At 53.9% G+C, this 332-nt stretch carries 1 protein-coding gene; it reads right to left on the bottom strand.

What is annotated here, in order from left to right:
• A partial coding sequence (locus WG891_RS26730) for a hypothetical protein (RefSeq protein ID WP_337265109.1) occupies positions 1–304 on the bottom strand: 304 nt, incomplete at its 3' end.
• Between the last annotated feature and the right edge of the window lie 28 nt (positions 305–332).

The following is a 332-nucleotide window of genomic DNA, read 5'->3' on the forward strand; positions in this document are numbered from 1 at the left end:
CCAGCAGCAGGTTAATCGCGCTCAGATCGTAATTCAGATACAACCCAAAAGCACCTAGAGCATTGGTGTTAGACAACGTGTAATTGTAGGTTGCCTCTGCTACACGCACTGTATTTTGATCAATCCCTTTGACCACACCTTGCCCCGGTGTCACGGCAACATCATCAATCGTCAGCGTCAAATTCTCAACACCGCTGGCGCTGTTCGCGCTGATCAGCCGAGTGACCGCCCCTCGGTCCTGATCCAGAATCGAGAGAGCGGATGGCAGGTTGTTATCCCAAGAAGCACCGCTGACCAGATTCACGGTCCCCCCGCTAGCGCCCAAGGTTTGG

The sequence above is a fragment of the Serratia sp. MMO-28 genome (assembly GCF_037199905.1).
Classification (GTDB): Bacteria; Pseudomonadota; Gammaproteobacteria; order Enterobacterales; family Enterobacteriaceae; genus Chania; species Chania oryzae.